Raw genomic sequence first — 23,063 nt, forward strand, 5'->3', positions numbered from 1 at the left:
CGGGCGGCTCGAGCACCTCCGCGGCTCCGCACTCGGCTTCCGCAACCTCACGAACTATGTCGCCAGATCACTACTCGAAGCCGGAGGCTTCAGACCCCAACTACACCCTCGTTCGTGAAGAGCCGGATAACCCGCGCCACAACGACGAAGGGCCGGCACTCGGCCGACCCTTCGCTCTTGTGCGCTTAGTTCGCGGTCGTGAGACCGGAGTATGCGTGCAGCCCCTTGAAGAAGATGTTCACGATCGTGAAGTTAAACAGGACGGCGCTGAATCCGACGATCGACAGCCATGCGGAACGGTTTCCGCGCCATCCGCGCGTGGAGCGCGCGTGGATGTATCCGGCATACAGAACCCAGATCACGAAGGTCCATACTTCTTTCGTGTCAAAGCCCCAATAGCGGCCCCAGGCGTCGTTGGCCCAAATGGATCCGGCGATGAGGGTGAAGGTCCACAGAATGAAGCCGATGATCGAGAACCGGTAGGCGAGGCCCTCAAGGGTATCGGCCGTCGGCAGGGTGTCGAGGAACGACTTCTTCAACGCGCTCGCATCAGCGATCTTCTTGGCTTCCCGACGCGCCTGCAACAGCTGCAGAATCGAGAGGCTGCACGCCAGGGCGAAGAACGCGGTTGCCAGCGTCGCCACAAAGACGTGGATGACGAGCCAGACCGAGCGCAACGGATCCGCGAGCGGGGCGACGGTGACGTAGAAGGCGACAGCCGAACCACCGAGCAGCACAACGACCAGACCGGTGATGAAGGTTCCGAGGAACTTCAGGTCGTACTTGATGTTGACCAGCAGGTAGACGATCGTGATCAGCACGGTGCCCGTCATGGCGAACTCATACATGTTCGACCACGGCACACGCTCGGCGGCGATGCCACGCAAGACCGTACCGGCCAGGTGGAACAGCACGGCAAGAGCGGTCAGCGCGGTCGCAATGCGAGCCAGCTTGTTGACGCCAGGCTGCGCCGGGGCGGCCGGTTCTTCACGGGCAACGCCTGCTCCTGAGCCCACGCCACCGGCAACGACGGCCTCACGCTGCTGCGATCGCACCAAGCGAGCGTCGGCTGAGGCCTGCGCGCGGCGCGCCAGGTCAAACACATAGACCAGGAAGGCAACCGCGTAGATCGCGACGGCAGTCCAGATCATGAGGACAGACAGATTGTCCAGTTCAACAACGTTTGACGGCATGGTCTCAGTTTACTTTCGATGAGGTCAGGGTGGTTTGGTGCTTGTCAGCAAGCTGCTCGACGACGGCGGCGAGTTGCGGGTCTTCGCCCCGGGCCAGGCCCGCGTATTCGAGTTTCACGTGTTCACCGTCGACGGTGGCCTTCACCCACAGGCGACGACGCGGAACAAACAGCGCCATGCCCAGGCCGGCCAGCGCCGACAGCGCAAAGAGCAACACGTAGGTTGTGGTGGGATCGTGGTGGAACGACAACGAGACGTAACGGGTCACGGAGTGCGAGTAATCTCCCGCCTCAGCAGCCTGCGGATCTTTGGCATCGAAGCTGATGGTTCCGATGCCATTCGGAAGGTCTGCCGTCTCACCCGGCATGAGCTGAATCGACTCGATGCCGAACTCGCTATTACGACCTGTGAGCTTGACCATGTCTTCGACGTTCAGCGTGTAGACGTTGCGGGGCGTGCCATCGTCGATGCCGAGGTCACCCTGGTACACGTCGAGCGTCAGAACCGGAGCGAGAAGATCGGGGAACTGTGACGTCAGCGCACCCGAGTCGAGCTGAGCGACGGTCGGGTAGAAGAAGCCCTGGAGACCGAGCTGCTCATCGAGGCCGTCGGTGATCTTCACTACACCGGTCGAGGTCATGAAGTCGTCTTGTGGGAGGAAGGGCACATCGTCGGTAAAGACGATCTCGCCGTCGGCATTGCGAACCGTGATCGTGGGTGCATAGCCGTTGCCCATCAAGAAAATACGATCGCCCTCGTACCCGAGGGGGTGATTGACACGGATCGTTTCTTGCGTTGGTTCTTCTCCCGGTCGCTTCACGCTCAAATGTGCGGCAAAGTCTCCCGCCATACCGGTGTCGCGATAGGTCACATCGAACGAGTCCAGCGTCATCGAATAGGGCGTCAGCGCGTCATCAGAGACGAAACGCCCCTTGCTCATGGAGTTGTAGCTGAGCAGCGAGTTCACGAACGTCTCGCCCTCGCGGATGACGGTTTGGCCGTTGTAGGTCACCCCGCCGCCAATACCGACGGCGATCAGCACACCGACAAGCGACATGTGAAACAGCAGGTTGCCGGTCTCTCGCATGTAGCCGCGCTCGGCCGAGACCGAGAAGGCACCCTTGCCGTCATACCGCTCGACGCGGTAGCCCGATGCTTTGAGTTGCTTTTCGGCGAGGTCAATCGCTTCGGCCGCGTCTGTGGCCGGGTCACCGGGGGCTTGGAACAGGTCTTCGCGGTAGTCCTCGAGTCGCGCGAGTCGCGCCGGGGTGCGCGGCGGACGGGTGCGCAGAGCTTTGGCATGGTGCTTCGTGCGCGGAATGATGCAGCCGATGAGCGACACGAACAGCAGGATGTAGATCGCTGAGAACCAGGGCGATGAGAACACGTCGAACAGGCTCAGCCAGTCGAGCACCTCGAACAGTTGAGGGTCGTTCTGCTGGTACTGCACGACGCCGTTCGGATCGGCGCTCCGCTGCGGAAAAATGGAACCAGGAATTGCGGCGAGCGCCATCAGAAGCAACAGCACGATGGCGGTCCGCATGCTGGTCAGCTGTCGCCACGCCCACCGCATCCAGCCAACAAAGCCAAGCGCGGGCTGCGAGATCACGCCGTCAGAATCAATGTGATCAGCCGGGCGCAGCGGATCCGACGAGGTGGGCTTAGAGGGGGAGCTGGACACTATCCATCACCGATCCGAGTTGGGTCATCCAGATGGTCCACAGTCCGGAGACCATGAGCACACCCATGATGATGAGGAGCGCGCCGCCCGCAATGTTCACGGCGCGGATGTGGCGGCGGAAGAACCCGACCACCTTCGTCGCCCAGCCAAAGCCGAGCGCGAGCAGAATGAACGGAATTCCGAGGCCCAGCGAATACACCACACCGAGCAGGGCAGCGCGACCGGGATCACCGACGTTCCATGACAGTGCCATGATCGCACCAAGAGTGGGACCCATGCATGGCGACCAGCCCACACCGATCGCAACGCCCAGCAGGGGCGCACCCCACAGCCCCATCTGCTTTTGCGGCATGGGCTTCATGGTGCGCTGAAAAAGTCGCAAGAAGCCGATGAAGACGAGGCCCATCACGATCACGACGACACCGAGAATGCGGGTGGCGAGATCGGCATAGCGAACGAAGTTCTGAGCCGCAACTCCGGTCAGGGTGACGAGCGCGACGAACACGACGGTGAAACCGAGGATGAACAGCGACACACCGAGAAGGAGTCGGCCGCGGCGGGTCTTACCGTTGTCGTCGGCGGAGACCGCTCCCGAGATATAGCCCAGGTATCCCGGAACAATGGGCAACACGCACGGAGACAGGAACGAGATGAGTCCCGCCAAGAGAGCGATAGGGAGCGCAGCCCACAGCGTTCCGGTGAGAACGATGCCCTCGGGGCTCACGATTCTTCCGTGAGCTCACGCACGATCGTGCTGAGAATCGAGGCGTCGGGAACAGCGCCAATAATGCGCGCAGCCGGTCGGCCCTGCTTGTCCAGAATGACCGTCGTCGGGGTAGCCGTCATCGGGGCGACAGCGGCAAACGCGAGCTCCACCTCGCCGGTCTTGACATCCATCAGGCTGGGATAGGTCACGCCGTAGGTGTCTGCAAAGGACTTCGCGGTATCTGCCAGATCGCTCGTGTTGACGCCGAGGAAGGTTGCACCGGCGTCTTTGTACTCCTGGTACACCTCTTCGAGGATGGGAGCTTCGACACGGCACGGCCCGCAGGCAGCAAACCAGAAGTTCACCACGACAACCTCGCCCTGGAGATCTTCCGAACTGACGGCGTCGCCGTACTCGGTTTCGCCGGCGAAGGCCACGGGCTCTCCGCGTTCTTCGGCCGGGATCTCCACGACCTGATAGGTGTCGGAGATGTATCCCGCATTGCCGTTGTTCAAGAACTGCTCGGTAGCGGGATCAGACTGCGTGCATGCGCTCAGGGTGAGGATTGCGCCGGCAGCCACCAGCGTGGCGATCGTCTTCTTCATGCGCGAGGTCATACCGCTCCTACATCCACCGCAGAATCTGTTGGCGCCGGTTCGGCGTACGCAACTTCTCGCCACGTGGTTCCGTGGCGCTCAAAAGAGGTCACACTCGACAGCGCACACCGGCGCGACCGGGGGTCGTGTGCCAGCTTCTCCCCAGCAACAGCGAGGTGCGCCACCCAGATCGGGGCCTGGTGCGACACGATGACAACATCGCCGCCGTCGACCGACTCCCACGCGTCGTCCATCGCGGCCAGCATGCGCGAGGCCATCGATGCAAACGGCTCGCCCCAACTCGGCAGGGAGGGCCGACGCAAGTGTCGCCAGTTCAGCGGATTACGCAGAGCCGTGCGCATGCGCGTGCCCTCGAAGACGTTCGTCGGCTCAATCACGCGCTCGTCGATCACGGGGGTCAAACCATACGCGAGCGCCCACGGCTCGGCAGATTCTTGTGTGCGCTGCAGCGGCGAGCAGATCAGCCGCGTGACGTTGCGCCCGTCGGCAACCAGATAGTCCGTAGCGGCGTGTGCCATCTCTCGGCCGCTATCGCTCAACCGGTATCCGGGAAGGCGACCATAGAGCACGCCTTCGGGGTTAAAAACCTCGCCGTGGCGCACGAGATGGATTCGATCAGCGGGCACGTGCTCAGTCTACGTTGGAGGTATCTGAATACCCCCTGAGGGTTTCTGGAGAACGGCTTATCGCGTTGGTTCGTCGGCCTCGGCCGAGTCGTCTGCGTCAACGGGTTCGACCGCCGTTTGCGGCCCGCGCGCACGAGCACGCACGACGGCACGGATGCGCACGAAAAGGAAGACAGCGACGGCAGCGGCGGCGACCGCAATCACGACGTATTGCAACACGTCGGCGTACTTATCAACGATGTGCCACTGCTCACCGAGGAAGAAGCCGGCACCAACGAAGATCGAGTTCCAGATCAGAGAACCGGCAGCCGTCAACAGCCCAAATTTCCAGAGCGCCATTTTCGCGACACCAGCCGGAATCGAAATGAGGCTACGGAAGATCGGGATCATGCGGCCAAAGAACACGGCTTTGCCCCCGTGTTTGTTGAACCAGGTGACGGTGCTGTCGACGTCTTCCGGTTTGAGCAGCGGAATGACTTCGAACATCCGCCGCAAGCGCTGCATGCCCAGCAAACGCCCCAGCCCGTAGAGCGCGAACGCGCCAACAACCGAGCCCAGCGTTGTCCAGAACAGAGCTTCGAACAGCGTAAAAGATCCACGAGATGCGGCCAGCCCCGCCATTGGCAAGATGACTTCGCTTGGCAACGGCGGAAAGAGGTTCTCCGCGGCGATCGCGACACCCGCTCCCCACGCTCCCACCACATCCATGAGGTGCGTGATGCCGTCGGCGAGGTCGCTGAGCCAGGATCCGTCGTTAGCCATGTGAAACAACGTACCGCCCTACCCCTGAGAAAATCCCCGGGGCAAGGCGGTACGCACTGTCGTGTTATTCGTCGGCTTCGGCCTCGTCAGCCTTGGGTTGCTCGGGCTTCGCGTCGACGCCGGCTTCCTTGCGCTGCTGCTCGGTAATCGGAGCGGGAGCTGCGGTCAGCGGGTCGTAGCCGCCGCCGGTCTTCGGGAAGGCGATGACCTCGCGGATCGACTCTTCACCGGCCAACAGGGAGACAACGCGGTCCCAACCGAACGCAATTCCACCGTGCGGCGGAGCTCCGTACTTGAAGCCTTCGAGAAGGAAGCCGAACTGCTCGGTTGCCTGCTCGTCCGTCACGCCCATGACGCTGAAAACGCGCTCCTGCACGTCACGGCGGTGAATACGAATGGAACCGCCACCGATTTCGTTTCCGTTGCAGACGATGTCGTACGCGTAGGCGAGGGCAGATCCCGGGTCGGTGTCGAACGTGTCAACAAACTCCGGCTTGGGCGATGTGAAGGCGTGGTGCACGGCGGTCCACTTGCCACCGCCAACGGCAACGTCACCCGAGGCAACGGCGTCGGCAGCCGGCTCAAACATCGGTGCGTCAACAACCCACACGAATGCCCAGTCGCCGTCCTTGATCAGACCGGTGCGGTGACCGATCTCGACACGGGCAGCGCCCAGCAGCGCACGAGTGGGCTTGGCCTCTCCCGCACCGAAGAAGATGCAGTCGCCCGGGTTAGCGCCAACCGCCTCCGCCAGGTTTGCGGCCTCCCATTCAGTGAGGTTCTTGGCAACGGGGCCGGTGAGGGATCCGTCTTCCTGAACCAGCACGTAGGCGAGACCCTTGCCACCGCGCTGCTTGGCGAACTCTTGCCAAGCGTCGAGCTGGCGGCGAGCCTGCGAAGCCCCACCGGGCATGACGACAGCACCGACGTACGGCGCCTGGAACACGCGGAACTCGGTGTCTTTAAAGAAGTCTTTGAGCTCAACGAGCGGCAGACCAAAACGCAGGTCGGGCTTGTCCGAGCCGTACAGGCGCATCGCCTCGTGGTACGTGATGCGCTCGATCGGGCCGTCGACGTCAACATCGATGAGGGCCCACAGGCGCTTCACGATCTTTTCACCGAGCGCGATGATGTCGTCCTGGTCAACGAACGATGCCTCGATGTCGAGCTGCGTGAACTCGGGCTGGCGGTCGGCGCGGAAGTCTTCGTCACGGTAGCAACGTGCCAACTGGTAGTACTTCTCGACGCCGCCGACCTGCAGGAGCTGCTTGAACAGCTGCGGCGACTGGGGCAGTGCGTACCACTTGCCCGGCGCGAGGCGCGCGGGCACGATGAAGTCACGAGCGCCCTCCGGCGTCGAACGGGTCATCGTCGGCGTCTCGATCTCGAGGAAGCCGCCCTCGTGTAACAGCTCGCGAGCGACACGGTTCGCCTCCGAGCGCAGGCGCATGTTTGCGGCCGGCTTCGAACGACGAAGGTCGATGTAGCGGTGCTTCAGGCGCACCTCTTCGCCGATTTCAGCGTGGTCATCGACCTGAAAGGGCAGGGGTGCACTGGTGTTCAGCACCTCCAGCGTGTCGACGGCAACTTCGATCTCACCGGTGGGCAGCTCAGGGTTCTCGTTGCCTGCCGGACGCGCCTGCACGGTTCCGGTGACGGCAACGACAAACTCATTGCGCAGCGGCGAGAAGACGGCCTCATCGTGCACGACCACCTGGGCGATACCCGAACGGTCACGCAGATCGAGGAAGGCGACGCCTCCGTGATCGCGACGGCGAGCCACCCATCCGGCGAGGGTGACAGTCTGACCAATGTGCTCTGCGCGGAGTGTTCCCGCGTCATGAGTGCGCAGCACGAAGGGTCCTTTCGAAAGTAGTGGGGTGTGGCGGGTAGCCACACATATCGTGCCAGTCTACGCGGGTGCGCTGTGCGCGCCCAACGGTGGCGGCGACGCGCGCGGCGATACCGCGGCAATACAGCCGCTACCTGTTGTTCAACTTCTGATCGGTTGTGGTTGACCTTCGGCTCCTAGCGTCGATGCGCACTCAGTTTGCGTCGCCCTGGCGCGAGCTACCCGAGAGGAAATCACACATCCCATGACTACCCTGCGTAAGACCGGTCGCATTGGCGCCGGCATCGCATTGGCCACCGCAGCAGCACTGACCCTCAGCGCGTGCGGCGCATCCGACGGCGGCGGCGACAACGCTGCCGCAACCGCAACGAGCCTCGCCGACTTCGGCACCCTCGAAGACCTCGAAAAGGCCGCCATCGCGGAGGGCCAGCTCAACGTCATCGCCCTCCCCCGCGACTGGGCAAACTACGGCGAGATTCTGGACGCCTTCGCCGCCAAGTACCCCGACATCGAAATCGTCGAGCAGTCGCCCGACGTTTCCAGCGCCGAAGAGATTCAGGCAGCTAAAAACAACAAGGGCCTCGACACGGCACCCGACGTGTTCGACCTGGGCCTCACGGTTGCCCTGCAGAGCACCGACCAGTTCGCCCCCTACAAGGTCGAGAACTGGGACGACATTCCCGACGCTCTCAAGGAGCCGAGTGGCCTGTTCGTCGGTGACTACGGCGGATACATGTCGGTCGGCTACGACTCGTCGAAGCTGCCCGAACCCACCAAGCTTGAAGACCTCCTCAAGGCCGACTACAAGGCATCGGTTGCTCTCAACGGCGACCCGACGCAGGCCGGTGCTGCCTTCGCAGCCGTTGGTCTTGCAACGGTTTTGAGCGATGGCACGCTGGATGACTTCCAGCCCGGCATCGACTTCTTCTCGGCTGTCAACGCGGCTGGCAACTTCATCAAGGTTGACGCAACGCCGGCAACGGTGGCCAGCGGTGAGACCCCCGTCGTCTTCGACTGGGACTACCTCAACGCTGCTCACTCCGCCGAGAACCCCGACTGGAAGGTCGTTGTGTTCGACGGCACCGGTTACGCCTCGTACTACAACCAGGCCATCAACATTGATGCACCCCACCCGGCCGCCGCCCGCCTGTGGCAAGAGTTTCTGTACAGCGACGAGGCACAAAACATGTGGCTCGCTGGTGGCGCTCGCCCCGCCCGCATGGAAGCAATGATCGAAGCCGGAACCATCGACAAGGCCCTGGCCGACGCCCTGCCTGCGGCACCCGCCGACAGCGTGGTTCCGACCGAAACGCAAAGCTCAGACGCCGGAACGCTGCTCGGCGAGAAGTGGGCATCGGCAGTTCAGTGACCTCCGCTTCCCTCGCCACACCGGCGGAGAAGGGGAGCCGCGCGGCCGGGACGAAGACTCCGTCCTCGTCCCGGCCGCGGATGACGTGGGCGGCGATCGGATTGGTTCCGTTCGCCGTCTACGTGTTCCTCTTTCTGCTCCTGCCGACAGCGCTCGCCCTCGGATCCGCGCTGTTCGCCGATGACGGATCCCTCACGGCCGACAATGTGCTCGCGCTGTTTGATCCGCTCGTACAGCAGACATTTGTCAANCGCTCGCCCTCGGATCCGCGCTGTTCGCCGATGACGGATCCCTCACGGCCGACAATGTGCTCGCGCTGTTTGATCCGCTCGTACAGCAGACATTTGTCAACTCGCTCTGGGTCTCCGCCGTCACGGCACTCGGCGGCGCCGTCATCGGCGGTCTCGTCTGTTATGCGCTTTTGGGCGTGCGTGAAAACGGCATCGCGCGCGCTCTCGTCGATGCTGCTTCGGGGGTTCTCGCCCAGTTCGGCGGCGTGACGCTGGCCTTCACGTTCATCGCCACGATGGGCGCCCAGGGCGTTGTCACCGTGCTCATGCGAGACACGTGGGGCATCAACATCTACGAAGACGGGTTGTGGTTGTACGAAGTGCCCGGGCTCATCATGCCCTACCTGTACTTTCAGGTACCCCTCATGGTGATCACGTTCATGCCCGCGCTGGCCGCGCTGAAGCCGCAATGGGCAGAGGCGAATCTCACCCTGGGCGGAACGCGGTGGTCGTTCTGGACCACCATCGGCTTTCCGGTGCTGCTCCCCTCGTTTCTGGCCTGCACGCTGCTGCTGTTCGCAAATGCGTTCTCCTCGTTCGCCACCGCCGCCGCCCTGATCAGTCAGGGCTCGCAAATTGTGACGCTCCAGATTCGTACGGCACTCACGAGCGAGACCCTGCTGGGGCGAGAGAACCTCGCGGGCGCGCTCGCCCTCGGCATGATCGTGATCGTCGGCATCGTCATGACGGCGTATACCGTCATCCAGCGCCGAGCGGCGAGGTGGCAGCAATGAGCGCATCCCCAGCGCGGTTCGGTCCGCGCACCGGCACCCGCTGGGTCATCGGCATCGTGATCGGAACCATTTTCGCGGTTCCGTTGGTCAGCACGGCGATCTATACCGTGCGCGACTCTCGCACGGGCACCTACTCGTGGGATCGCTGGGTCGCGGTTTTCTCGCCAGAGAACACCGCCACCATGCGCCCGCTGTGGATCGCGATTGGCAACTCACTCACTCTGGCGGTGCTCACCGTCGCGATTGTGCTGCTGCTCGTTGCGCCAACGATGATCCTTGTGAACCTGCGGTTTGTGCGCCTCAAACCCCTGTTTGAGTTTGTCGCACTGCTACCGATTTCTATTCCGGCGATCGTGCTCGTTGTCGGTCTCGCGCCGCTGTACTTGCCGATCGCACGCACACTCGGAACCGGGGCGTGGACGCTGGCATTTGCCTACGGCATCGTGGTGTTGCCGTTCGCGTTCCGCGCGATCCAGGCGTCGATCGACGCGATCGATCTGAAGACCCTGTCGGAGGCGGCGCGCACATTGGGCGCCTCGTGGCCGACGGTGCTGTGGCGAGTGCTGGCTCCGAACCTGCGCTCGGGCCTGCTCTCAGCCTCGCTCATTTCGGTTGCCGTCGTGTTGGGCGAATACACGATCGCATCGCTCCTGAACCGTCAGGTGTTGCAGACGGCGCTCGTCGTCGTGTCGAAATCTGACCCGTACGCGCCGGCCATCTTTACCCTGATGGCCCTCGCGCTGTGCTTCCTCCTGCTCCTCACGATCGGGCTGCTCACGCGGCGCGGCTTCGGAAAGGCCTCCTCATGACACTCTTTCCTCCCACCGATAGCAACACCCTCCTGTCGGCGGCAACGCATTCTGCACGCGTCGAGTTTCGCGCGATTTCAAAGAGCTACGGCACCCATCGAGTGCTTCATGATCTTGATCTCAACATCGAGCCGGGCGAGTTCGTCTCCCTGCTCGGCCCGAGCGGTTGCGGCAAGACCACCGCGCTGCGCGTCCTGTCGGGCCTGGAGGACGCGACGAGCGGCCAGGTGTTGCTCGGCGAACGGGATGTCACGGCCGTGCCCACCAACCGACGCGACATTGGCATGGTGTTCCAGTCATACTCCCTGTTTCCGCATCTCACGGTCGTGGAAAACACGGCTTTTGGGTTGCGCCGCCGCAGCCTCGGCAAACGGGAAGCCGTCACACGCGCCCACGACGCGCTTGATCTCGTGGGCCTCGACGGCTTCGCCTCCCGCTACCCCCATCAGCTCTCCGGCGGGCAACAGCAACGCGTCGCGCTCGCTCGCGCACTCGTGACCGAACCGCGCGTCCTGCTGCTCGATGAGCCGTTGTCTGCGTTGGATGCCAAGGTGCGCGTGCAGTTACGCGATGAAATCCGGCGGTTGCAGTTGCGTCTCGGAACCACCACCGTCTTCGTCACGCACGACCAAGAGGAGGCGCTGGCCGTCTCCGATCGCATCGCCGTGATGAATGGGGGCCGCATCGAACAGATCGGAACCCCGGAGCAGCTCTATGAGCGTCCGGCTTCACCGTTCGTGGCCGCGTTCGTCGGCCTCTCTTCGGTCGTCCCCGGAGAAGCCCAGGGCGACACCGTGCGCATTTGGGGTGACGTCGTGGCTCTCACCACACCGATGTCTGGCAACGTGGAGGTGGGACTGCGCCCCGAGAATGTGCGGCTTGTCTCTCCCGAAGGAGCCGCCGAGAACGCCACCGTGCAAGAGAGCACCTTTCTCGGAAGCTTTCGCCGCACCGTTGTGCTCACGGCCTCTGGGCACCGCGTCGCGGTGCAGCATGATGCCGCCATCAAGCCGCAGTTCGGTGACCAGGTTGGCCTCGCCCTCACCCCGGTTGCGGTGACCGCTCGCCCACGAACCGACTCATCGTCGGCGGGGGCGGCGGCGGCGACCCCGGCCTAATCATCCGGCCTCTGCTCTAGTCAGCGGGGCCGCACACCGCTACTTTGGTCGCAAGACGATGTCTTGTACCTCACGTATTGACGAAGGGAATACCCGTGGCAGGAAAGTTTGAAGTTTGGGTCGACAAGGCTGGCGACTACCGCTGGAACCTCAAAGCAGGTAACGGCGAAGTGATCGCAACGAGCCAGGGCTACGCTTCAAAGGCAAGCGCACTCAATGGCATTGACTCGGTTCGCCGCAACGCTGCGGACGCCGACGTCGTCGAAATCGAAAAGTAATCCACAACGAGCGAGAGGCGGGATGGTTCTGAAAAGAACCACCCCGCCTCTCTTGCTGTGTCTAGCTCTGTTTAGCTTTCGCTACGCTGTGCGCGGCGTGCACCCAGAATCAGGACGGAACCAGCGAGCATCAGCACGAATGCTGCACCCAGGTATCCGCTCGACTCAGCCGCACCGGTCACTGCCAGCGCTGCCGACTGCGTCGGGCTCGGGGTCGGCGACGCAGATGCGGTCGGCGTCGGCGTGGCGGTCGGCTCCGGCGTGGGAGTCGGGGTGGGCTCCGGCGTGGGAGTCGGCGTCGGAGTCGGGGTGGGCTCCGGCGTGGGAGTCGGCGTCGGAGTCGGAGTCGGCGTCGGCGAGACACCTTCGAACACGACCGTCGTGTTCGAAGCCAGCACCGGAGCGCCGCCGGTTGCGCGACCCGTCAGGTTGACGGCGAACGAACCAGCCGTGTCAGCAGTGACGTCGAAATCGACCTGCACTTGGCCGTCCGCGGTGACCGTAATCGGCCCAGCGAAGGTCAGCGTCTGGCCGTCAACCGTCGGCTCGTCGGCACCGATCGTCGTGCCAGGAATGTAGGTGAGACCATCAGTGAGAGTGACGACCAACTCGGAGAGCTCGATATCCATGACGTTCGGGTTCTCCACCGTCGCGGTGACCGTCACAGCGTCGTCAACCGGCGTCGTGGGGAATTCGGGCGCCAGTGACGTCGGCAGTGGGCGAACGCCCAGCGGCGAGAAGTTGGTCAGCAGCGAGACGCTTGCCGAATCGCCAGCCTCGAGCGTGTAACCCCAAGCCAAGGCCATGCCGTTGTCGGTTTCACCTTCGAGAACCGTGTTGGGCAGCGGCAACATTTCTGCGATCGCAGCCCACACCGCGCTGTAGCGACCGACCATGAACGTGTTGCCACCGGTCAGCGGCACGAACTGCTCAATGCGCTCACCAGGACCGTCGCCGGTCTCGTTGACCGCGCGGCACGTCGTCGCACCCGTCGCCGGGTCTTGCTCGCTGAAGCCGTCGTCACTGTTCTGCAGATAGCAGTCGCCACCGTGGTAGATGATGACGTCGCCGGGCTCGCTCGAGTTGACAGAAATCGACGTGCGATAGGCGTTGTCACCGTCGACGTACGTGTCATCTTGTGTCACCGTGAGCGGGCCACCCTGCACAACGGTCTTGATCCAGAACGGATCAGCCGCGGTTCCGGAACCACCCTGCTCCTGAGAGACGGGGGTCCACGCTACGGCACTGTTCGTAGCGCCACCGGCCGGGATGTTTTCTGGCCCGTAGAGCACGCCACCCATGGTGACGAGCGTTGCGCACGCCGTGCGTCCGAAGAACTCGCTGGCGTCGTCTTCAATGTGCTCGACACGACAGTTGAGGTCAGCGGTGGTTTCAATTTCGGTCAGCGGACCAGTGCTCGATATGACGGCAGCAACGGCGCCCTGCGCCGCGAATGGTGCCAGCACGATGAGTGCACTCGCTGCCACGACGCCCACTATTCGCGTCGCAAGCGACGCCCGCGAGGCGCGACGATTTACTTTCATGTTCTCCCCATCAATTTTGAGATTCATGCGCAACGACGTGCGCACCGTGCGCGAAAGATGCATCTGGACTGCGGGCCGAGGCCTCACGCACATGGGGGGATGATACATACACGCCAATAGGCGTTGTCAACTGATCGGATGACTATTTTTTCCCACCTGATCAGGAAATCATTGTCATCGATTCAAGACTGGTCAAAGTCAAAATTCAAAGCCGAGTCGACGACTTGACGAGGTCAATTCTCGTCAGGCGACGTGAATATCGACAGCCACGCGGTCGGCAACGACGCTGCGGATGAAGGTGCCGGCCTCTTTATGCGCGGGATGCGCCTGGTAGGCCTCGAGGCCCTCCTGGTCTGCAAAGTCGGCGATCAGCACGACGTCCCAGTTGGTTCCGACGTACAGCGCTTCAGCGCCTGCCGTCAACGACAAGATCGACGGAACCACGCCGACAAGTGCCGAAAGACGGCTCACGATTTCGTTCGCGTGCGCTGCGCGCTCGGCTTCATCGGTGGCGGCCAGGCGCCAAGCAACGACGTGACGAACGGTCATCGCGCGTTCTCCTTGTTAGCGGCGAGCAGGGCGTCGTGAAGCCGGTCAGCGGCCACTCGCCAATACGCGTGCAACTCACCGTCAATCAGCACGACGGGGATCTTCTCCCACCACTGGTCGTACAGCGCCTTGTCTTCAAGAATCGAAGCGGATTCGACTTCAATGGTGTCGGCCACGTCATCGGGAAGCTCGACAATAACCTGCTCGACGATGCCTTCAGCAACGTCACACAGGTGGCAGCCGTCTTTGCCGATCAGGGTGAGAGTGGTCACACTTCAATTCTATGCCCGCTGAGGCATACGGGCTCTCGAACGCAAAACACCCCGACACGCACCGGGCGTATCGGGGTGTTTACGAGCGTCTTACTGCTCGACCGGCTTGCCGAGCGAGATCCAGCCGCCGGTGCCACCGTCAATGTTGGTGACATCATGGCCCTGGGCCTCGAGGTACTCGCTTACGCGAGCCGAGCGACCACCCGACTGGCAGATCACGTCGAAAGCACCCTCGGGCAGTTCGCCCAGGCGCTCGGTGATCTGCGACATCGGAATGTTGATCGCGCCCGGCACGTGGCCAGCGGCGTATTCGTCAACCTCGCGAACGTCAACGAGCGGCAGGCCGCGGCCTTCGAGCTCCGATACGTCAATTGTCTTCATGAGTCAGGATGTCCTTCCCGTGGTAGGCGATGAGGGTCTGCATCCCTCCTGAAAGTGTTGCAGAATCGAGGCCCGCCGCAACCAGCACACGGTGAGCGAGGTATGAACGAATTCCGGCAGCGCAGTGCGCACGCACCGGGCGACCGTTCGCTGCGGCGATGACCTCATCGAGGCACTCGCGCAGTTCAGTGTGCGGCACGTTGAGCGCGCCAGGCAGGTGACCGGTGGCGAACTCATCGGCACGACGCACGTCGAGAATGAGGCTCTCAGCCATCACCTTCTCCAGGTCGCGCGCTTGCCACAGTGTCGTGGTTCCGTCGAGCACGTTCTGCGCGACGAAGCCCACCATCTGCACCGCATCCTTCGCACTACCGAACGGCGGCGCGTAGGAGAGGTCAAGATCGGCCAGCTGATCGATCGTCATGCCGCCGCGAATCGCGGTGGCGATGACGTCGATGCGTTTGTCGATGCCGTCGCGACCGACAGCCTGCGCGCCGTAAATGCGGCCACGCTCGTCACCATCAGTCGCGAAGTACGCAACGAGGTGGATGGCTTCGGAACCAGGGAAGTAGCCGGCGTGCGAATTGGCATGCAGGTGCAGGGTTTCGAACGGAATGCCCGCGGCGATGAGTTCGCGCGAGTTAGCTCCGGTGGCGCCAGCTGCCAGGCCAAAGACACGCACGATCGACGTGCCGAGGGCCGCAGGCCTCGGGCGGAAGCTCGTCGACAGCATGGCGTCGGCGATGTAGCGGCCGTCACGGTTCGCGGGACCAGCGAGGGCAACGGAACGCAGGGCTCCGGTGATCGGGTCGACGTGCGTCACAGCGTCGCCGACGGCCCAAACGTTGGGGGCCGAGGTGCGACCGTTTTCGTCAACGATGATCAGGCCGCGGTCGGTCTTTGCGATCGACTCGGGGGCGATCTGCGTCGCCGGAACACCGCCGAGGGCAATCACGGCGTGATCGGTCACGATCTCGCTGTCGTTGCTGAGGGCGACGATGAGCTGGCCATCGCGCTCGCTGAAGCCGGTCGGCTGCGCGTTCGCATGGATAACGACGCCGTTCGCCTCGAGCTCCGTGGTGATGTACGACGCGAGTTCGGTCTCGAGGTGCGTCAGCACGTGAGCCGAGCGCTGCACGAGGTGCACCTCCAGGCCACGTGAGCGCAATGCTTCTGCTGCTTCAACGCCAATGTAGCCGCCACCGAGAACGACAGCCGACGATGCGCTCTGTGCGATGCTCTCGAGCTGAATGGCGTCAGGAACAGTGCGCAGCGTGCTGAGGCGCGAGCGCACTTCGGTCACACCCGGGTAATCTGCGATTCCTGAGAACATACCGGGCGAGAGCACGAGCTCGTCGTACTCAAACTCGGTCGGCTCAGTGGCATCTGGGCTTTCGAAAACACGCACGATACGGCGCTCGGTGTCGATGCCGGTGACGAGGTGGCCGGTGCGCACGTCAAGGTCGAGGGCGGCCTTGAGTGAGGCGGGCGTCTGCACGAGCAGCGACGACTGGTTCTCAATCTCGCCGGAGACAAAGTAGGGAAGGCCGCAGTTTGCATACGAGACCTCATCGCCCTTTTCGAACACGATGATGTCGGCGTTGTTGTCGAGGCGGCGGGCGCGGGCAGCGAAGCTCATGCCTCCTGCGACACCACCGACGACGAGGATGCGCTTACGCGAAGGCATGGAACAGCTTCTCCAATCGGGCACGGTCTTGTTCGGTCGACTCCGGGTTAATGAAGCATTGCTCCAGCCCAGAGGAAATGATGGAGAAGGCGGCGCGGTCGATGGCCTTGGACACGGCAGCCAGCTGGGTCAAAACATCAGAACAATCGCGGTCGGATTCAATCATGTTCATGACCCCGGCCAACTGCCCGTACGCACGCTTGAGGCGCGGCATCGCGTGATCCATATTGACGTGGAGTTCGTCGCTCTTCTCTTCAGCCATGCCCCCACTATATACCCCCGGGGGTATCCCGAACCTGGGAAATCAGCCCACTGGTTCCGCTGCAAGAAAACACAAAGCGCCCGTCAAAATTGACAGGCGCTGAGTGTCTACGGTCTGGAAGACCAGCCGCTTACTTCTTGTTGCGGCGCTGGTGACGAGTCTTACGAAGCAACTTGCGGTGCTTCTTCTTCGCCATACGCTTGCGGCGCTTCTTAATGACTGAACCCACGGAAACCTCACTAGATCGGGGCTGGACGGACGGGACGTGACCCGGGCGTCCGGGAACGGGCAGATTAATGCCTCCGACAGTTTACACGCTGTCAGAGGGTGTCGTGATCAGCCCGCGTTTGCGATGGGTCGGTTCATCGCGGCAATCACGTCAGATTCGGGGACGCGGTAGGAACGGCCGAAGCGCACGGCGGGCAACTCGCCCGAGTGAACCATGCGGTACACCGTCATGTTTGACACACGCATGAGCTTCGCAACCTCGGCGACTGTTAAGAACGTCACCTCTGGAATTTCCGCCATTTCCGACTCCCCCTGTTTTCTGTCACTCTATGGGACTGATGTGGCGCGTGTAAATACCTGTGATTTTTGTGACTGGCGTGGGAGAAGTTCAGTTTCGTGCACGGCTGGTTCGCGGCAGTGTTCTCAGAAACCCCATAAGGTGCGCCCATCCCCATTCCAGGGTGCTGGAGTCAAATGGTCTGCAAGCACTTCGGTCTGAGATTCCCGAAGATGCGGAACCAGTCCCCCTAATGGTTCCCTTGCGCGAGCGGGTGGGATGCAGATCTGGAGCATCCTTCCCGCTCGCATCTCTTTTTCTGCGGGGCAGGACCCGTGGTTCCGGTGCCTTAGTTGACGCCCGGGAGGCGACGCCACACGCTCTCGACAGCGTGCTTTGCCGAGGCCGCGGCGCGGCCGACGAACTCGGCGGCGTTGACGGCCGGCTCCGGAAGAGACGCGGCAGAATCCGGAACCTCGGCGTCGAGGAAGGGCAGGATCCAGTCGTCGATGTCGGCCAGTGGCGACGGGTCGAGGCTGTAGTAGCGGTGCTGACCCTCTTCACGCACGACGACGAGCCCGGCCTCGCGCAAAACCTTGAGGTGCTTGGAGACGGTGGGCTGGCTCACACCGAGGTCGGCCACGATGTGGGACACACTCGTGCCGTCGTACGAGGGCGTGTCGGAGCGGTCTAAAAGGAGGCGCAAGATTTCTCGCCTTGTACCGTCGGCGATCACGTCGAAGATGTCAGCCATGTGTTTAGGTTAGTCAGTGCTCGCGAGGAGTACCATGACGGGCGACCTGAATTCACGATTTGAGGGGAGGGACGCACAGATGGCACGGCGTACGCGCGCATCCACCCAGCGCCCTTTCTCTGAGCGATTCCGCTCCTGGTTCCATGATTTGCGCGAGCAGACGACAAAGTCGCCTGCCCGTTTTGCCGTCATCATCTTTAGCACCCTCATTTTGCTGTTCACCGGGCTGTTTTCGATCCCGGCAGCCTCCGCTGACGGGCAATCACTGAAGCTCGCTGACGCCTTCTTTACGGCGATGTCAACGATCTGTGTGACGGGCCTCACGACCGTCAATATGGACACGCAGTGGTCGCCGCTCGGCCACACGCTGGTGTTTCTCGGTGTGCAGATCGGCGCAATGGGCGTGTTGACGCTCGCGTCAATTCTTGGTCTTGTGATCTCGAAACGCCTGGGCTTGCGTGCGAAGTTGATCGCTGCCGGCGATTCCAACCCGCTGCGCGTGCACGGTGGCCCGGTGAACGAGGGCCAGACCGTTCGTCTCGGTGAGGTCGGCCAGCTGCTCGTGACGGTCGCGCTGTCGACGCTCATCATTGAGGCGACGCTCGCGGTGTTGCTGTACCCGCTCATGGTGATCGCGGGGGTTGACCCGCTCACGGCCCTGTGGGAGGCACCGTACTACGCGGCCATGGCGTTCACGAACACCGGCTTCACACCGAACGCTGGTGGGCTCACGCCGTTTGCCGACGACTACCTGTTCTTGAGCGTGCTCATGGTCGGCGTGTTCTTGGGCTCCATCGGTTTCCCGGTGATTTTCGCGCTCGCCAAGCACGTGTGGCACGTGCGCCGCTGGTCACTGCACGCGAAGCTGACGATCATTACTACGGTCGTCTTGTTCCTCGCGGGCGCTGCCGTCTTCCTTGTGCTCGAGTACAACAACCCGAAGACGTTCGGCTCGATGGACGCGTGGGACACCACCTTCCAAGCCTTCTTCCTCTCCGCGATGACCCGCTCCGGTGGCTTCGCGGTGATCGATATTTCTGAGCTCAACGGCTCGAGCATGCTGGTTGGCTCCATGCTCATGTTCGTGGGTGGTGGTTCCGCTTCCACCGCCGGCGGTATCAAGGTGACCACGCTCGCCGTACTCGCCCTCGCCGTCTGGTCTGAGGCGCGCGGGCGCCAGACCGTTGAGGCGTTCGGCCGCCGCATTCCGTCTGACGTGCAGCGTGTTGCAATCTCGGTCGTGGCGTGGGGCGCGACCATCGTGGCCCTGTCGACCATCATCATTTTGCAAATCACAAAGGCGCCGTTGCAACACGTTCTGTTTGACGTGATCTCCGGTTTCGCCACGGTTGGCCTGTCGACGGGGCTCACCGAAGACCTGCCGGACTCCGGCGTTTACGTGCTCGCGCTCACCATGTTCATGGGTCGCGTTGGTACAGTGACACTCGCCGCAGCAGTGGCCGCCACCGCCCGTACGCAGCTGTACTCGCTGCCCGTTGAAAGGCCGATCGTTGGTTGAGAAGATCCGCAGCGATGCCCCCGTGCTCGTCATCGGACTGGGGCGTTTCGGCGCCGCGTGCGCGGGAGAACTAGACCGCCTCGACCGCGAGGTCTTGGCAATCGACGAGAACCTCGAGCTCGTGCAGAAGTGGTCGGAGCGCGTCACGCACACCGTGCAGACCGACGCGAAGAACCTCGATGCGCTGCGCCAGGTTGGCGCCCAGGACTTTCAGGTTGCCGTCGTTGCGGTGGGTTCGTCGATCGAGGCGTCGGTGCTGATCACCGCGAACCTCGTTGACCTTAAGATTCCGCAGATTTGGGCGAAGGCAGTGTCGCAGTCGCACGGCAAGATTCTCGCCCGCGTCGGCGCGAACCACGTCATCTACCCCGAGCGTGAAGCTGGCGAGCGCGTCGCGCACCTCGTCTCGGGCCGCATGCTCGACTTCATCCGCTTCGACGACGACTTCGTGCTCGCCAAGATGTACCCGCCGCGCTTCATTCGCGGCGTTGGCCTGAACGAATCGGGCGTGCGCTCGAAGTACAAGGTCACCGTCGTCGGCGTGAAGAGCCCCGGCAAGCCATTCCGGTACGCCGAGGCCGACACCGTCGTCACGAACCACGACCTCATCATCGTGTCAGGCACCAACTCCGACATCGAACGCTTCGCGGCCCTCGACCGCTAGGTTTTCGGGCCGCCTCCCCCCGTTGAGCGAGAGGTTGCGGCGCGAAATTACGCCTCTGCGAGCACGATGACCTCGTCGCCGGCGGCGAAGGTGAGGCGCTCGGACTTGGTGGGGTTGAGGCGCACGCCGTACCCCTCGGCCTTGTTGCGCGAGTTGGCGGCCTGACTGAACCCGATCGCGGTTTCGCCGGTCACGATGTTGAGGTCTTTGCCGTTGCGGCGTGCGATGTCGCGCAACTGCAGCAGCGTGACGAGAGTGCGGCTGTCTGCCTGCTCTGCATTGATCGACATGTCGGCGAGCACCACGACGTGGTCGTACGAGGTCGGGTCAAGCGATTCGAGGAAGCTCCGCTGGGTGGCATCACCGCGCTGGTGCGTGATGGCCATGCGATCCATGTTTTGCGTGACGCGTGACTCACCGCGCGTGACAATCGTCGCGATCGACCCCGGCGCGACGTATTGGTTGAGCTCTGTGGGCATGCTGGGCAGGTCTTCCATGTCGACCTTGTCGCGGTCGGCAAGGATCACGATGTGCGAGCGCCCCCGAGATTCGTTAGCCGTGGCGAGCTCTTGCACGATTGTGAAGACCTTGGGGTTCCAGCCCAGAATCAGGGTGTGGTCTTTCTCGAGCACGCGCGAGCGGCCCTTGCGCAGCTGCTCGACGCGGCTGTCGGCGGCGCCCGAGACGATGCCGATCAGGCTTGCGACGATGACCAGGCCACCGTTTGTGACGATCAGCATCAGCAGACGGAACCACCACCCGCGGTCGCCACCCATGGTTCCGGGGTCCAGCGCGCGCATGAGCGAACCCCAAATGAAGTCGAACGCGTCGTCGTCGGGGTCTGCTGATGTTTTGTCGTCGACGATGGCGAGTACCACCCATGTGATGATGCCGAGCACAACAACGAAGATGAGGGTGGCGAGGCCGAGGAGGCCCATGAGGGCGACGGTGCCGCCGGCCATCCAGACGTCAAAACGGTAGCGCAAGCGCTCGGAAAGGGTCGGCGTGGGCACGGGTCTCTCCTTTGAGATCCGGCGCGCGGGCGCGACGGCGGCGGCCCGCCTTCACGTACCGGCGAGCGCGAGCCCAATCTCCCTGGGCTTGGCTTGAGTGTAGCGAAGCGTTTCGGCGCTCTTGAACGCGACGTGACGGCGGGTTTGAGGGGCATGGCGCGGGTTTTGCGGGCGACGACGTCGGGGCACGGAACCAGGAGTGCGGTTGCGCGGGGCGGGGCGGAACCAGGAGCGTGGGTGCGCGGGCAGCGCGCTTACGGACAGCCGATGCCGGTGGGGTCTTCGTTGCAGTCTTTGTCGACGAGCGCGGTGACAACCTCGTAGATCGTGACGGCGTAACCCGACGCGCTCGCGTGAACGTAGCCGTCGACGGGCAGCCACGTGCCCGTGCCCCAGAAGTTCACGGCAGCCGAGTAATACACGGTCACGCTGACATCGAACTGGCCCTTCGCCGAGTAGGTGTGCGCGGCGGCGGTCGGGGTGAACTGCGGCAGCCCCGCCTCAGCCCACGAATCGTAGGCGTCGGTGACCGTGGCCGTGGTTCCGTCGCCGTAGTCGAAGGTGTACTCGACCGGCGAGAACCGGACACTCACGGGGAAGCCGAAGAGCTCCCCATCGAGAGTGTGTTCGCTCGCCGTACTGAGGAAGTTCGTGGGCTTGCCAATGACACCGGCGGTGTACGGCTCGCCGGTGAGGGTTGGCGGGTTCGGAGTGAAGCGTGCGAGATCGGAGATCGTCGGGTACGGGATGCCCGGTTCGTCATCCCCTGGCATGCAATCGCCCTCGAGTGGGTCGATCACTGGGAACGTATCGTCACCCGTATTGCAAAGGGTGATCGGGTTGGGAGCTTCGGAAAAGCGCGGGTTTCCGTCCTCGTCGGGAGGGAGTTCGATGCCGTACTCAGATTCCTCCTTGCCAATGCGAGTGCCCCAAATATCGACGTAGTCGTCTTCCTCTTCAAAATCGCAGTCGCACGGAGAACCCGAAGGAGGTGACTCAGTTTCTACATCTGTTCCGGCGGCGAACAACATCCCGACCATCAGGAGTTCAGCTAGCATGTGGGGCCATCGTCTCTGAAGATGATGTAATCGACATTCCAGGAACTGGTATCGTCACCCGGCACGACTCTCACACGCATGGCCGAGATTGGGTCGCGACCCGCGCTGACCAAGGACAGCCCGTCCTTGCCGACGATGTCGGTATCTCCAATGTCAAGACACACATCCAACACAACACGTTGCGCGTCCTGACCGAAAAGCGAAGTCGACAGGATCCTTGTCTCGCCACTCAGCGAAGTTCCGTCCTCAGCCATTGCGGTGAGTCTCGCTAGTGTGCCATCACGCATCTCACCGACTAGCAAATCAAGATAGGGATCCCAAGTACTGCGGTCAGATACGACCAACCCGTTTTCAGCTGCGATGTACGCCTCATAGGTCTTGATCGCTGCCGCGACGTCGGCCTCCGGATCGATCCCGGGCGTGTACTCGGGTGTCGGGGTGGGCTCGGCGGTCTTGCTCGACGTCGGAATAGGCAGCGGCTCCTCGGGCGCATCTGTGCATCCCGCGAGCGTGAGCAGCGACACGACGCCGACAACAGCTACCATCCGAGAGATCCGCATGGAGTGACGGTACAAAATTTCCGTACCGACGGCGTGCTTTATCCACAGCCTATGGTTCCGCGCTCACGAAGCCCATGGTTCCGCCACCCGCCACTCATGGTTCCGCCACCGCCACCCATGGTTCCGCCCCCTAGGTGTACTGACCTCGACCGTTGTTGATTCGGTCGATGGGGGTCTTGCCTCCGATGCCGAGGTGGTGCCTGTCTAGGTTGTAGTGGTCGAGCCAGGTCGTCAAGGCAGCGGCTCGGTCGTCGTTGGAG

The 23,063-nt window shown here is 62.8% G+C and carries 26 protein-coding genes and 1 pseudogene; 7 read left to right on the forward strand and 20 right to left on the reverse strand.

What is annotated here, in order from left to right; genetic code table 11:
- Positions 1-185: 185 nt before the first annotated feature.
- From ccsB to aspS, 7 genes are all read right to left on the reverse strand, one after another.
- A complete protein-coding gene (ccsB, locus tag ACQUSY_RS12540; RefSeq protein WP_428904796.1) occupies positions 186-1,193 on the reverse strand; it encodes a c-type cytochrome biogenesis protein CcsB in 1,008 nt (335 codons plus the stop codon).
- Between the two features lie 4 nt (positions 1,194-1,197).
- Positions 1,198-2,874 (reverse strand): cytochrome c biogenesis protein ResB, encoded by a 1,677-nt coding sequence (gene resB, locus ACQUSY_RS12545; protein ID WP_428904797.1) that lies wholly within the window; start codon positions 2,872-2,874, stop codon positions 1,198-1,200.
- Complete coding sequence (locus ACQUSY_RS12550; RefSeq protein WP_428904798.1) at positions 2,855-3,598, reverse strand: cytochrome c biogenesis CcdA family protein; 744 nt, start codon at positions 3,596-3,598, stop codon at positions 2,855-2,857. The genes resB and ACQUSY_RS12550 overlap by 20 nt, the downstream gene beginning before the upstream one ends.
- Positions 3,595-4,197: a TlpA family protein disulfide reductase gene (locus ACQUSY_RS12555; RefSeq protein WP_428904799.1), complete on the reverse strand. Its 603-nt coding sequence runs from the start codon at positions 4,195-4,197 to the stop codon at positions 3,595-3,597. The genes ACQUSY_RS12550 and ACQUSY_RS12555 overlap by 4 nt, the downstream gene beginning before the upstream one ends.
- On the reverse strand, positions 4,194-4,823 hold the full coding sequence (locus ACQUSY_RS12560; protein WP_428904800.1) for a histidine phosphatase family protein: 630 nt from the start codon (positions 4,821-4,823) through the stop codon (positions 4,194-4,196). Before ACQUSY_RS12560 ends, ACQUSY_RS12555 begins: the two co-directional genes overlap by 4 nt.
- A 57-nt stretch (positions 4,824-4,880) precedes the next feature.
- Complete coding sequence (locus ACQUSY_RS12565; RefSeq protein WP_428904801.1) at positions 4,881-5,585, reverse strand: DedA family protein; 705 nt, start codon at positions 5,583-5,585, stop codon at positions 4,881-4,883.
- Positions 5,586-5,649: 64 nt separating this feature from the next.
- Positions 5,650-7,440 (reverse strand): aspartate--tRNA ligase, encoded by a 1,791-nt coding sequence (gene aspS, locus ACQUSY_RS12570; protein WP_428904802.1) that lies wholly within the window; start codon positions 7,438-7,440, stop codon positions 5,650-5,652.
- A gap of 241 nt (positions 7,441-7,681) precedes the next feature.
- Here aspS and ACQUSY_RS12575 point away from each other — a divergent pair, with 241 nt between their 5' ends.
- The 5 genes from ACQUSY_RS12575 to ACQUSY_RS12595 all read left to right on the forward strand — a co-directional run bounded on the left by ACQUSY_RS12575 (position 7,682) and on the right by ACQUSY_RS12595 (position 12,035).
- Entirely contained in the window at positions 7,682-8,806 is a 1,125-nt protein-coding gene (locus ACQUSY_RS12575; protein WP_428904803.1) for an ABC transporter substrate-binding protein, read from the forward strand.
- A gap of 307 nt (positions 8,807-9,113) precedes the next feature.
- Positions 9,114-9,830, forward strand: coding sequence for an ABC transporter permease (locus ACQUSY_RS12580; RefSeq protein ID WP_428904804.1), 717 nt, complete (start codon positions 9,114-9,116; stop codon positions 9,828-9,830).
- Positions 9,827-10,639: an ABC transporter permease gene (locus ACQUSY_RS12585; protein WP_428904805.1), complete on the forward strand. Its 813-nt coding sequence runs from the start codon at positions 9,827-9,829 to the stop codon at positions 10,637-10,639. Before ACQUSY_RS12580 ends, ACQUSY_RS12585 begins: the two co-directional genes overlap by 4 nt.
- Positions 10,636-11,757: an ABC transporter ATP-binding protein gene (locus ACQUSY_RS12590; protein ID WP_428904806.1), complete on the forward strand. Its 1,122-nt coding sequence runs from the start codon at positions 10,636-10,638 to the stop codon at positions 11,755-11,757. Before ACQUSY_RS12585 ends, ACQUSY_RS12590 begins: the two co-directional genes overlap by 4 nt.
- Before the next feature lie 95 nt (positions 11,758-11,852).
- Positions 11,853-12,035: a YegP family protein gene (locus ACQUSY_RS12595; protein WP_147825186.1), complete on the forward strand. Its 183-nt coding sequence runs from the start codon at positions 11,853-11,855 to the stop codon at positions 12,033-12,035.
- Positions 12,036-12,106: 71 nt separating this feature from the next.
- Here ACQUSY_RS12595 and ACQUSY_RS12600 read toward each other — a convergent pair whose 3' ends face one another.
- The 9 genes from ACQUSY_RS12600 to ACQUSY_RS12640 all read right to left on the reverse strand — a co-directional run bounded on the left by ACQUSY_RS12600 (position 12,107) and on the right by ACQUSY_RS12640 (position 17,989).
- Entirely contained in the window at positions 12,107-13,579 is a 1,473-nt protein-coding gene (locus ACQUSY_RS12600; RefSeq protein WP_428904807.1) for a hypothetical protein, read from the reverse strand.
- A 243-nt stretch (positions 13,580-13,822) separates the two neighbouring features.
- Entirely contained in the window at positions 13,823-14,128 is a 306-nt protein-coding gene (locus ACQUSY_RS12605) for a Dabb family protein (protein ID WP_428904808.1), read from the reverse strand.
- Entirely contained in the window at positions 14,125-14,400 is a 276-nt protein-coding gene (locus ACQUSY_RS12610; protein WP_428904809.1) for a glutaredoxin family protein, read from the reverse strand. The genes ACQUSY_RS12605 and ACQUSY_RS12610 overlap by 4 nt, the downstream gene beginning before the upstream one ends.
- A 90-nt stretch (positions 14,401-14,490) precedes the next feature.
- Positions 14,491-14,781, reverse strand: coding sequence for a rhodanese-like domain-containing protein (locus tag ACQUSY_RS12615; protein WP_147825190.1), 291 nt, complete (start codon positions 14,779-14,781; stop codon positions 14,491-14,493).
- Entirely contained in the window at positions 14,768-16,468 is a 1,701-nt protein-coding gene (locus tag ACQUSY_RS12620; protein WP_428904810.1) for an FAD-dependent oxidoreductase, read from the reverse strand. The genes ACQUSY_RS12615 and ACQUSY_RS12620 overlap by 14 nt, the downstream gene beginning before the upstream one ends.
- Positions 16,455-16,730, reverse strand: coding sequence for a metal-sensitive transcriptional regulator (locus ACQUSY_RS12625; RefSeq protein ID WP_428904811.1), 276 nt, complete (start codon positions 16,728-16,730; stop codon positions 16,455-16,457). The genes ACQUSY_RS12620 and ACQUSY_RS12625 overlap by 14 nt, the downstream gene beginning before the upstream one ends.
- A gap of 130 nt (positions 16,731-16,860) precedes the next feature.
- Positions 16,861-16,959: a 30S ribosomal protein bS22 gene (locus ACQUSY_RS12630; protein WP_003792170.1), complete on the reverse strand. Its 99-nt coding sequence runs from the start codon at positions 16,957-16,959 to the stop codon at positions 16,861-16,863.
- Between the two features lie 107 nt (positions 16,960-17,066).
- Positions 17,067-17,258, reverse strand: a complete 192-nt coding sequence (locus ACQUSY_RS12635) for a helix-turn-helix domain-containing protein (RefSeq protein WP_428904812.1) — start codon at positions 17,256-17,258, stop codon at positions 17,067-17,069.
- A gap of 326 nt (positions 17,259-17,584) precedes the next feature.
- Positions 17,585-17,989 (reverse strand): ArsR/SmtB family transcription factor, encoded by a 405-nt coding sequence (locus tag ACQUSY_RS12640; protein WP_428904813.1) that lies wholly within the window; start codon positions 17,987-17,989, stop codon positions 17,585-17,587.
- A gap of 79 nt (positions 17,990-18,068) precedes the next feature.
- Between ACQUSY_RS12640 and ACQUSY_RS12645 the strand changes: the two genes are divergently transcribed.
- Both ACQUSY_RS12645 and ACQUSY_RS12650 read left to right on the forward strand, forming a co-directional pair.
- Positions 18,069-19,508, forward strand: a complete 1,440-nt coding sequence (locus ACQUSY_RS12645) for a TrkH family potassium uptake protein (protein ID WP_428904814.1) — start codon at positions 18,069-18,071, stop codon at positions 19,506-19,508.
- Positions 19,501-20,172 carry a potassium channel family protein gene (locus ACQUSY_RS12650; protein ID WP_428904815.1) on the forward strand — a complete coding sequence of 224 codons (672 nt, stop codon included), beginning with the start codon at positions 19,501-19,503 and terminating at the stop codon, positions 20,170-20,172. Before ACQUSY_RS12645 ends, ACQUSY_RS12650 begins: the two co-directional genes overlap by 8 nt.
- Positions 20,173-20,219: 47 nt before the next feature.
- Here ACQUSY_RS12650 and ACQUSY_RS12655 read toward each other — a convergent pair whose 3' ends face one another.
- The 4 genes and pseudogenes from ACQUSY_RS12655 to ACQUSY_RS12670 form a co-directional block, all read right to left on the reverse strand.
- The gene (locus ACQUSY_RS12655) at positions 20,220-21,185 is read right to left on the reverse strand and encodes a potassium channel family protein (RefSeq protein ID WP_428904816.1); all 966 of its coding nucleotides are present in this window, start codon (positions 21,183-21,185) and stop codon (positions 20,220-20,222) included.
- 254 nt (positions 21,186-21,439) lie between these two features.
- Complete coding sequence (locus ACQUSY_RS12660; RefSeq protein ID WP_428904817.1) at positions 21,440-22,243, reverse strand: hypothetical protein; 804 nt, start codon at positions 22,241-22,243, stop codon at positions 21,440-21,442.
- Positions 22,237-22,788 carry a hypothetical protein gene (locus ACQUSY_RS12665; RefSeq protein ID WP_428904818.1) on the reverse strand — a complete coding sequence of 184 codons (552 nt, stop codon included), beginning with the start codon at positions 22,786-22,788 and terminating at the stop codon, positions 22,237-22,239. The genes ACQUSY_RS12660 and ACQUSY_RS12665 overlap by 7 nt, the downstream gene beginning before the upstream one ends.
- A gap of 145 nt (positions 22,789-22,933) precedes the next feature.
- Positions 22,934-23,063: pseudogene (locus tag ACQUSY_RS12670) on the reverse strand (IS481 family transposase); the annotation flags it as partial.

It is taken from the genome of Microbacterium daqui, from assembly GCF_050408675.1.
Classification (GTDB): Bacteria; Actinomycetota; Actinomycetes; order Actinomycetales; family Microbacteriaceae; genus Microbacterium.